Annotated in this window: 10 protein-coding genes; 6 read left to right on the top strand and 4 right to left on the bottom strand. The window is 64.2% G+C overall.

Annotated features, from left to right (window positions below):
- Positions 1 to 2: 2 nt before the first annotated feature.
- Both rfaE1 and O7A60_RS23230 read right to left on the bottom strand, forming a co-directional pair.
- The gene (rfaE1, locus tag O7A60_RS23225; protein WP_337108159.1) at positions 3 to 1,496 is read right to left on the bottom strand and encodes a D-glycero-beta-D-manno-heptose-7-phosphate kinase; all 1,494 of its coding nucleotides are present in this window, start codon (positions 1,494 to 1,496) and stop codon (positions 3 to 5) included.
- Between the two features lie 135 nt (positions 1,497 to 1,631).
- Positions 1,632 to 2,264, bottom strand: coding sequence for a LysE family translocator (locus tag O7A60_RS23230; protein WP_140751159.1), 633 nt, complete (start codon positions 2,262 to 2,264; stop codon positions 1,632 to 1,634).
- Positions 2,265 to 2,408: 144 nt separating this feature from the next.
- Here O7A60_RS23230 and rfaD point away from each other — a divergent pair, with 144 nt between their 5' ends.
- The 3 genes from rfaD to waaC are packed head-to-tail and all read left to right on the top strand — an operon-like array spanning position 2,409 to position 5,310.
- Positions 2,409 to 3,359 carry an ADP-glyceromanno-heptose 6-epimerase gene (gene rfaD / locus O7A60_RS23235; RefSeq protein WP_337108160.1) on the top strand — a complete coding sequence of 317 codons (951 nt, stop codon included), beginning with the start codon at positions 2,409 to 2,411 and terminating at the stop codon, positions 3,357 to 3,359.
- Complete coding sequence (waaF, locus tag O7A60_RS23240; RefSeq protein WP_337108161.1) at positions 3,332 to 4,339, top strand: lipopolysaccharide heptosyltransferase II; 1,008 nt, start codon at positions 3,332 to 3,334, stop codon at positions 4,337 to 4,339. Before rfaD ends, waaF begins: the two co-directional genes overlap by 28 nt.
- On the top strand, positions 4,336 to 5,310 hold the full coding sequence (waaC, locus tag O7A60_RS23245; protein ID WP_337108162.1) for a lipopolysaccharide heptosyltransferase I: 975 nt from the start codon (positions 4,336 to 4,338) through the stop codon (positions 5,308 to 5,310). The genes waaF and waaC overlap by 4 nt, the downstream gene beginning before the upstream one ends.
- A 139-nt stretch (positions 5,311 to 5,449) precedes the next feature.
- Here the strand turns inward: waaC and greA are convergent, their stop codons facing one another.
- Together greA and O7A60_RS23255 are read right to left on the bottom strand one after the other, a co-directional pair.
- On the bottom strand, positions 5,450 to 5,923 hold the full coding sequence (gene greA, locus O7A60_RS23250) for a transcription elongation factor GreA (protein ID WP_023671981.1): 474 nt from the start codon (positions 5,921 to 5,923) through the stop codon (positions 5,450 to 5,452).
- A gap of 265 nt (positions 5,924 to 6,188) precedes the next feature.
- On the bottom strand, positions 6,189 to 6,725 hold the full coding sequence (locus tag O7A60_RS23255) for a tetratricopeptide repeat protein (RefSeq protein WP_027143288.1): 537 nt from the start codon (positions 6,723 to 6,725) through the stop codon (positions 6,189 to 6,191).
- 151 nt (positions 6,726 to 6,876) lie between these two features.
- Between O7A60_RS23255 and O7A60_RS23260 the strand changes: the two genes are divergently transcribed.
- From O7A60_RS23260 to O7A60_RS23270, 3 genes are all read left to right on the top strand, one after another.
- Positions 6,877 to 7,302 carry a DUF3775 domain-containing protein gene (locus O7A60_RS23260; protein WP_337108163.1) on the top strand — a complete coding sequence of 142 codons (426 nt, stop codon included), beginning with the start codon at positions 6,877 to 6,879 and terminating at the stop codon, positions 7,300 to 7,302.
- A gap of 125 nt (positions 7,303 to 7,427) precedes the next feature.
- Positions 7,428 to 8,585 carry an extensin-like domain-containing protein gene (locus O7A60_RS23265; RefSeq protein WP_415926845.1) on the top strand — a complete coding sequence of 386 codons (1,158 nt, stop codon included), beginning with the start codon at positions 7,428 to 7,430 and terminating at the stop codon, positions 8,583 to 8,585.
- Between the two features lie 106 nt (positions 8,586 to 8,691).
- Positions 8,692 to 9,498, top strand: a complete 807-nt coding sequence (locus O7A60_RS23270) for an extensin-like domain-containing protein (protein WP_337108164.1) — start codon at positions 8,692 to 8,694, stop codon at positions 9,496 to 9,498.
- Positions 9,499 to 9,659: the final 161 nt, after the last annotated feature.

Genomic DNA, 9,659 nt, shown 5'->3' on the forward strand with positions numbered 1-9,659 from the left:
CCTCAGTTGGTGGCGCTGCCGGCGCGTAGTTTGCCGATGGTGCCAGTGGTGCTCTTGCCGGCGACCAGGTCGACCAGCACGACGCGGCCGCCCGCCTTCTGCACCACATCGGCGCCGACCACGGTGTCGATCGTGTAGTCGGCGCCCTTCACCAGTATGTCGGGCAGAAGCGCCTCGATCAGCGCCAAAGGCGTATCCTCCTCGAACACCACCACGGCATCGACCGAGGCGAGCGCGGCGAGCACGCAGGCGCGATCATGCTGGTCGTTGACCGGGCGGCCCGGACCTTTCAGCCGCCGCACGGAGGCATCGCTGTTCAACCCGAGCACCAGCCGGTCGCACTGGCTGCGCGCCGCGTGCAGCAGGCTGACATGGCCAGCATGCAGGATATCGAAGCAGCCATTGGTGAAGCCGACGCTCAGACCTTCCGCCTTCCATCCCGCCACCATGCGCGCGGCCGAAGTAACGTCGAGGATGGCGTCCTTGTGCGCAGTCGGTCCGTGCGAGCGGAACAGCGCGCCGGTGAGTTCCTCGACACTCAGCCGCGCGGTGCCGCGCTTGCCGACCACGACGCCGCCGGCGGCGTTGGCGATCGAGGCCGCGGCGACAGGATCGGCACCGGCGGCAAGCGCCAGCGCGAAGGTCGCGATCACCGTATCGCCGGCGCCTGAGACGTCGAACACCTCGCGCGCCTGGGTGGCGATGTGGCGTGCCTCGTTGGGGCCGACCACGCTCATGCCCTTTTCGCTGCGGGTGGCGACGACGAAGTCGAAGCCGTGCGCCGAAATCAGCTCGCGTGCCGCCGCGACGATCTCGTCATCGGCGAACACCGCATGGCCGACGGCCTCGCCAAGCTCCTTGCGGTTGGGCGTGACGGCGGTCGCCCCGGCATAGCGCGCATAGTCGCGACCCTTCGGATCGACCAGCACCGGCTTGCCCGCCTCTCGGCAGATGGCAATCAGTTCGGTGGCGACGCCGTCCAGCAATATGCCCTTGCCGTAATCGGACAGGATGACAATGTCCGCCTGTTTCAACGCATCCCGGAAACGGCGGATCAGCTCCGCCCGTTCGGCCTCGCCGAGCGGCTTGATCTCTTCCTCGTCGAAACGCAGCACCTGCTGGTTGAGCGCGCTGAAGCGGCTCTTCGACGAGGTCATGCGGCCGCGCTGCTGCACAAGCCCCGCCGTATCGGCGCCAAGCTCGCCCAGCATCCGCGCCAGGCTGTCGCCGGCGGGATCGGTGCCGATCACCGAGACCGGAACGGCGCGCGCGCCAAGCGAGACGATGTTGGCCACGACATTGCCGGCGCCACCCATGGCCGAGCTTTCGCTGCGCCCATGCAGCACCGGGATCGGCGCTTCCGGCGAGATTCGTTCGATGACGCCATTGACGAAGCGGTCGAGGATGAGGTCGCCGGCCACCAGCACGGCGACGTCGCCGAAGCGCGCGATGGCGCGGTGCAGGGGCTCGGGTGAAGGCGGATTGTGCTTGATCATGTCATCTGCCACGCGCGGAAAACGCCGATCTCAGATAGGTCGAAACACCAGATTTGCGAGGCCGGCCGGTCATGCCTGCCGATATACCGCAATTCGGCACAGCGCAACGCCAGGGCAGAGGCAAACCCGGACAGATCAGGTTTTCTGCAGGGCGACGTGGACGCCGAGGCCGACCAGTACCGCGCCGCCGGCCCGCTGCATCAGGCGCTGCGCCCCGCTCGAACGCCGCAGCCGTCCGATCACGAGGCCGGCCAGGAATACGCAGACGATGTCGGCCGAGGAGAACATCAGGTTGACGATCGTGCCCAGCACGACGAATTGCAGCCAGACCGGCAAGGTCGCCGAGGCATCGATGAACTGCGGCAGGAACGCCATGAAGAAGATCGCGGTCTTGGGATTGAGCACCTCGACGGTGATGCTCTCGAAAAACGCCCGGCGGGCCGATTTGCGCTCGATCGCCGGCAGCGCCACGTCGCCCTCCACGCGCTTGCGAAACAGCGAAATGCCGAGCCAAATGAGGTAAAGCGCGCCGACCAGCTTGACCGCCATGTAGAGCGGCGGCACGGCGTGGAACAGCACGGACAAGCCGGCGGCGGCGGCAAAGACATGCACATAGCCGCCGAGATGGATGCCGAGTGCCGCCGTCAGCCCCGACCAGCGCCCGCGCGCCATCGTTTGCGCGGCGGCGTAGAGCATGGCGGGACCCGGAATGTAGGCGAAGATCGCCGTGGTGGCGAAGAACGCGATCAGCAGTTCGGTCGACGGCATTTCTTGTCCCTCATGATCCCGTCCAGCGGCGAACCGACAGAAGCGGCAGCTTTGCGGCGCCACTGTGACGCAATCACCTGCTTTGTCGACAGCCCGGCCAGCCTCCCTTATAAGGACCGGAATCGCACGCAAGCAGAGGCCTTCATGATCATCGTCACGGGCGGCGCCGGCATGATCGGCTCCAACATCGTCGCCGCGCTCAATGCGGAAGGCCATGACGACATCCTGGTCGTCGACGACCTCACCGAAGGTCACAAGATCGCCAACTTGGCCGATTTGACGATAGCAGATTATCTCGACAAGGACGATTTCCTGGCCCGCATGGAGGCCGGCTTGCTCGGCCGCATCGAGGCGGTGTTCCATCAGGGCGCCTGTTCGACCACCACCGAGTGGAACGGCAAGTTCATGATGGAGGTGAATTACGCCTATTCGAAACGGCTGCTGCATGCCTGCCAGGCGCTGCGCGTGCCTTTCCTCTACGCCTCCTCCGCTTCGGTCTATGGCGGCGGCGCCGAATTTCGCGAGGAGGCTGCGCTCGAGCGGCCGCTCAACGTCTATGCCTATTCCAAGAAACTCTTCGACGACTATGTCAGGCGCACGGTGTTCGACAGCGATCATTCGCAGGTCGCGGGGCTGCGCTACTTCAATGTCTATGGCCCGCGCGAAGCGCACAAAGGGGCCATGGCCTCGGTCGCCTTCCATCTGTTCAACCAGGTCGAGCGCGGTGAGAATCCGAAGCTGTTCGGTGCCCATGACGGCTTCGGGCCAGGCGAACAGAGCCGCGACTTCATCCATGTCGGCGACGTCGCCGACGTCAATCTGTGGCTGTGGAAGCGCGGCGCGAGCGGCATCTTCAACTGCGGCACCGGGCACGCCCAGCCGTTCCGCGCCATCGCCGAAACGGTCATCGACACGCTGGGCAAGGGCGAGATCGAGTTCATCCCCTTCCCCGACCATCTCAAGGGCAGCTACCAGAGTTTTACCCAGGCTGATATGTCCCGCTTGCGCGCAGCCGGCTATAACGGGCAATTCCGCACAGTAGAAACCGGCGTCAGAGACTATGTCGAATGGCTGAAAGCCCAACGATCCTCGTGATCGGCCCACGCTGGGTGGGCGATATGGTGATGGCGCAGTGCCTGTTCTCGGCGCTGAAGGAACGCCATCCCGACGCCGCGATCGATGTGCTGGCGCCCGCCTGGGCCGCACCACTGGTCAAGCGCATGCCCGAAATCCGCCAGCAGATCGACTTTCCGCTGCAGCCCGGCGCGCTCGAATTCACCCATCGCCGCCGCTTCGGCCGCCTGCTGCGCGGCCGCTACGACATGGCCTATGTCCTGCCGGGCAGCTGGAAGTCGGCGCTGATCCCGTTCTTTGCCCGCATTCCGCGTCGTTTCGGCCACCTTCGGGAAATGCGCTACGGCCTGCTGACCGACATCGTGCCATTGCCCGAAGCCGTGAAACGGCGCACCGCTCAGGCCTATTTCGGGCTCGCCCAGGGCGGCAGTTTCCGCGCGCCCCGGCTGACTGTGGATCCAAAAAACCAGGCCGCCCTGCTCGACCGTTTCGGTCTTGCGCAGCGGGAATTCGTGGCCCTCATGCCCGGCGCCGAGTTTGGTCCGGCCAAGCGCTGGCCAAGTGAAAGCTATGCCGGCCTTGCCCGCGAATTCATGGGCAAAGGCTTGAAGGTCGCCCTGTTCGGTTCGAAGAACGATCGCGACGTGACGGCGGAGATCGCCGCCCTTGCTCCCGGTGTCTTCGACCTCGCTGGCCAGACGCGGCTGGAGGACGCCATCGACCTGATCGCGGCGGCAAGGCTCGCGATCTCCAATGATAGCGGGCTGATGCATGTCGCGGCCGCCGTCGGCACGCCGATCGTTGCCGTGTATGGCTCGACCTCGCCTGAAAATACGCCGCCGCTGGCGGAGCGACGCGAACTGGTCTGGCTCGGCCTGTCCTGCTCGCCCTGCCACCGGAAAATCTGTCCGCTCGGTCACCTCAACTGCCTGAAGACATTGGAAGTCCGGCAGGTCGCCGCGGCGGCCGACCGGCTGCTGGAACTTCCGGCCGCGGCATGAAGGTGCTGATCGTCAAGACATCGTCGATGGGCGATGTCATCCACACCTTTCCGGCACTCGAGGATGCCAGCCGCGCACGGCCCGATATCGGTTTCGACTGGTGCGTGGAAGAGGCCTTCGCCGGCATCGTCGCCCTGCATCCGGCGATCGGCACCATCCATACGGTGGCGATAAGGCGCTGGCGAAAGACCCTTTTCGACACGAACACCTGGCGCGAGGCGGCGGCCTTGCGCCGTGCTTTGCGCGCCTGCCGGTATGACCTCGTCATCGATGCGCAAGGCCTGCTGAAGTCGGCCCTGGTGGCGCGCCAGGCACGTGCGCCGATTGCCGGCTTCAACCGGTCGAGTGCGCGCGAACCCTCGGCGACGCTGTTCTACGACATCAGCCACGCCGTGCCGCGCGACCTGCACGCCATCGAGCGGACACGGCGGCTGTTCGGGTTGGCGCTTGGCTACCAGCCCGATTTGTCGACCCTCGACTCCGGCATTGTGCCACCCTCCGGCAGTCTGGCCGGCATCGACGGCAAAACCGCCTTCCTGCTGCACGGCACCAGCCGCGAGGACAAGAAATGGCCGGTCGAGGACTGGATCGGAACAGCCCGCCTGCTGGTCGAGCGCGGCATGACGCCGGTCACCACCTGGTCGAACGAGCGTGAGAAGACGGTGGCCGAAGCGATCGCCAAGGCCGTGCCATCCACGGTCGTGGTGCCCAAATCGCCGCTGGCCGACATCGCGGCCATCCTCGGGCGCTCGACACTGGTCATCGGCGCCGATACGGGTTTGACCCATCTCGCCAGCGCTTTCGGCCTGCCGACGATCGCGGTGTTTTTGGCGACGGAGCCGGGCTTGACCGGGCCGCGTGGGCCTTATGCGTCGACTTTGCTGGCGCCCGCCGGCGGGGGCGTGACGCCGACCGAGGTTGTGGCTGAGGCGGAGAAACTGTTGGCACTGAAATTACAAGCGCCGGCTTAGGACCTTTCAGAATTCGCTCTGGCGAGTCAAATAACGTGGTTCTTCGAGAACCGGAGCGGAGCGTACTTTAAAGTACGTTGAGCCCCGGAAGCGCAGAAAACCGGGCTAGTTGGCGGCCAGAGTAGAATTATCAAGGGTCCTAAATAAACTGCACCTGGACGATCTCGTACCCGCGTGCGCCACCAGGCGCATTGACCTCGATGGCGTCGCCGACTTCCTTGCCGATGAGCGCACGGGCGATGGGCGAGGAGATCGAGATGCGGCCCGATTTCACGTCGGCTTCCTGGTCGCCGACGATCTGGTAGGTCTTCTTCTCCTCGGTGTCCTCGTCGACCAGCACCACGGTGGCGCCGAACTTGACCTTGTCGCCGCTGAGCTTGGTGACGTCGATCACCTCGGCGCGCGCGATATAATCCTCGAGCTCGTTGACGCGGCCCTCATTGAGGCTCTGCGCCTCTTTCGCGGCATGATATTCGGCATTTTCGGACAGGTCGCCATGCGAGCGCGCCTCGGAGATCGCCTCGATGATGCGGGGCCGCTCTTCCTGCTGGCGCCAGCGCAGTTCTTCCTTCAATGACGCGAACCCCTCGCCTGTCATCGGGACCTTGTTCATAGTGCCTGACCTTTCCTGCCGCCGCCCCCGCGTTTCGGGGGAAGCCTTGTCGTTGGGTATAAAAAGAAAACGGTCCGGCAGCCTCGGGCTAACGGAACCGTTTCACCGCAATTTCCCTGAATATAGCAATCTTTGCGGGCTTTTCACGCTCAAAAATCGGTTTTGCAAAAATCATCCCTTCTTTTGTCAGCGAAGGTGGCTGTGGGATGGAGCGAACAAAAACGGCCGCGATTGGTCGCGGCCGTTTCGAGACCATGAAACCCGATCAGCTTCTCATGAAATGCTCGATCTGCTCGGCCAGCATGCCGTATTCGCGCGAACCCTTGCCGGTGCGCTTTTCGATCTCCGTCAGCTGCTGCTGGGCGCCGGCCAGGTCGCCGATCTGCAGATGCGCCTCCCCGAGATATTCGCGCACCAGCGTGTAATTCGGGTCGATGCGCAGCGCTTCCTCGTAATAGCCGAGGCCGACAGTGACGCGGCCGGAATGGCGGTGCGAGTAGCCGAGATAGTTGAGGATGCGCGGATCCTGCTTGTTGGCGGCAAGAACGAGGACCGAGATCGCCTCGTCATAGCGGCCGGCCATCGCCAGCGCATGGCCAGCGTCATAGATGCTGTCGTCGTCCAGCATGCCTTCCTTGGGCGGCACGCATTTCTGCTTCTTCTTATCCCAGACTTCACCCTTTTTGCATTGGGTAACGGTCTGGTCGTTACCGCCACCGCTACCGGCCGCAAACACCGGAACGGCAAAAAACTGCACGGCGACAAGCGCGGCGGCTGCCTGGATCAGCATTCTTTTATGCATGGAAAACCTCCTGAGGGTGTGACAATGCAACACTAACGCCGAGCGGCCCGCGTTTCATCCCGGAAAAAGCTCGTCTGGAGAACATGAGGTGACGGATGCCGCAAATCCGGTATCATCGCCCTCGAATGAGACTGACCCACGGAGAGGGCCCGTGCAGCGGCGGCTTGACAAAGACTGGGATCTCACGATCGGCCCCGACACCGTGCGGATGTTCATTCTCAAGGCCAAGGCGCTGAGCGCGGCCGTCAACGAGGACTATGCCGGCGGCGCCGAACACGAGGTCGAGTTCGACGGCGACAGACATGACAACCACCACCATGACGGCCTTGCCGAGGAAAGCTCGGAAAACCTCACCGAGGAAGAGCTGCGCGAGCTGATCAACGACCTCAATATCGACGAGGCCGCCGAGCTGATCGCGCTGGCCTGGGTTGGCCGCGGCGACTACGACGCCTCGGAATGGGCCGACGCGGTGGCGGCGGCGCGAGAGCGGGCCAACAAGCGCACGGCGAAATACCTGCTTGGCATGCCGCTGCTCGCCGACTTGCTGGAAGAGGGACTGGAAGCGATCGGCGCGTAACGCGGAGGTAACCGATTGTGATCGGGTCGAAGCGCCTGTCCAGGCAACTTCAGCCGACCGGCGCCGTTTCGTGGATGATGGCAAAGCTGAGCTCTTCCCGTAGATCCAGGATGATTGCATCGGCGATGGCCGTCACGGCTCTGCTGGTCATGCCGGCCGAGGCCAAACATCGTCACAAACATCACAGGCCGCTAAGCCCGCGCGTGGAGCAGCCGCTGACACAGCGGGCCGATCAGCCGCTGAACCCGCGAGGCAAGCGGCAGTCGAGAGCGCGGGCCAAGCAGCATCCGGCGCCAAATCCGGCGCCGCGGAAAACGCAGGATGCCCAGCCATCCGCCGATGTTCCGGTGCCCGAGCCACGTCCGGCGGACACTCCAAAGGTCGACGCTCCAAAGAAGCAAGACCAGAACGCTGGAGGCCCAAAGAACGGCGAAGCGCCCGATCTGCTCAAGAACCCCGATCTGCTCAAGGACCCCGGTCTGCTCAAGGACCCCGGTCTGCTCAAGGACGAAGAGGCCCATCGGAAAAGCCAGACACCGCCCGAACCACCAGCCGAAACGGAAAGCGAGCCGGAGCCGCCAGCCGTGGTGCCGACACCGACGCCAAAGCCGGGCACCACGACGCCCGAGCCTCAGCCGCCGGCCGTCGCCCCTCAGCCGACGCCAAAACCGGCCGATGCGGCCGACGAGGAGAAGATGTTGCCCGATCCACGCTCGGCCGATCTTCCCGCCGACAAGATGCCGGCGGAGGAAGTCGCCTGCCGCGAGCGCCTGAAGACGCTCGGCGTCGAGTTCGAGGAGCACAAAGCCGAAAGCAACCCCGAAATCGGCTGCTCGATCCCTTACCCGATCGTGCTGAAGACGCTCGGCAAGTCGGTCGCGATTGCCCCCGGCACCGAGCTCAACTGCCCGATGGCCGAGGCGGCGGCGCGTTTTGCCGCCGACGTCATCCAGCCGGCGGCGAAAGCCGAATTCGGCGCCGACCTGAAATCGATCGGCCAGGCGTCGGCGTTCATCTGCCGGCCGCGCAACGGCACGCGCAAACTGTCGGAACATGCTTTCGGCAACGCCCTCGACATAGCCAGCTTTACGCTATCCGACGGCAAGACGATCGAGGTTGGCCCGGCACCGCCCGAGAAGGACGGCAAATTCCTCGACGCGGTGCGCAAGGCCGCCTGCGGCCCGTTCAAGACCGTACTCGGCCCCGGCGCCGACGCCGACCACGCGCTGCATTTTCATTTCGATCTGGAGCCGCGCCGGCATGGCGGTACGTTTTGCCAGTGAGCGGAACCTCCGCCGCAATTCAGCCGCAGGCGTGAACACGGGCGCTGAGTTTTCCTTTACCCTTGATCGTTAAAATGCCGGATATCCAGAATTAGGATTTCCGCCAATGGCCGGCACATTTCGCGCCGTTTTCCTCGCCGCCGCACGCCAATTGAAACCCGCTGCGTTGCTGGCCGCCAGCCTTGCACTTGCCGCGGTTTCGGCCTGCAACACCGGCAGCGTGCTGTCGTTGCAGCCTGCCATCGATGTCGGCTCGCAGACCGCGGCCGTGCCGCAATATACGGGCATGCAGAAGCTTGTTCCGTCCAATCCCTATATGACGCAGGCCGCCTATCCACGCATGGATGAGCCGATGTCGCCGGTCGAGCAGATTCCAGCCAGCGAAACCGATTGCCGCCAGCAGCTGAAGCGCCTCGATGTCGCCTACACCGATCTGGCGCCGATCCACGAGGGCCAGTGCGGCATCGACTATCCGGTCAAGGTCTCGGCCATCGGCGGCATCCAGATGAAACCCGCGGCGACGCTGACCTGCGACATGGCCGCCACCTTCGCCGCCTGGACGAAGAACGAACTCGTTCCCTCCGCCCGCTGGCGCTACTTCTCCGGCGTCAGGACCATCCACCAGGGCTCCAGCTATTCCTGCCGCAACATTGCCGGTGAAGGCGTGCTGTCGGAGCACGGCAAGGGCAACGCACTCGACGTCATGAGCATCGAACTCAACAATGGCGACGATATCGACGTGCGCAAGCCCGGGCTGTTCGCCTTCCGCACCCGGGGCTTCCTCAACAATGTGCGCGCCGACGGCTGCCAGTATTTCACCACCGTGCTCGGCCCCGGCTACAATTACGATCACCGCAACCATTTCCACTTCGACATCAAGAACCGCAAGAACGGTTATCGCGCCTGCCGGTAGAGCACGGCAATCAAAGACGATGGAGTTTAGCCGGAACCCATGCTTCGTCATCCTAGGGCGGAGCAAGGAGCGTAGCGACGCAGCGTAGACCCTAGGGCGTAGTGACGATTTAACGGGTTGGGATTCCCAAGGAAGGGCAAATCAGATTCAACGCTGATTTT

The organism is Mesorhizobium salmacidum (SeqCode) (assembly GCF_037179605.1).
Lineage (GTDB): Bacteria > Pseudomonadota > Alphaproteobacteria > Rhizobiales > Rhizobiaceae > Mesorhizobium > Mesorhizobium salmacidum.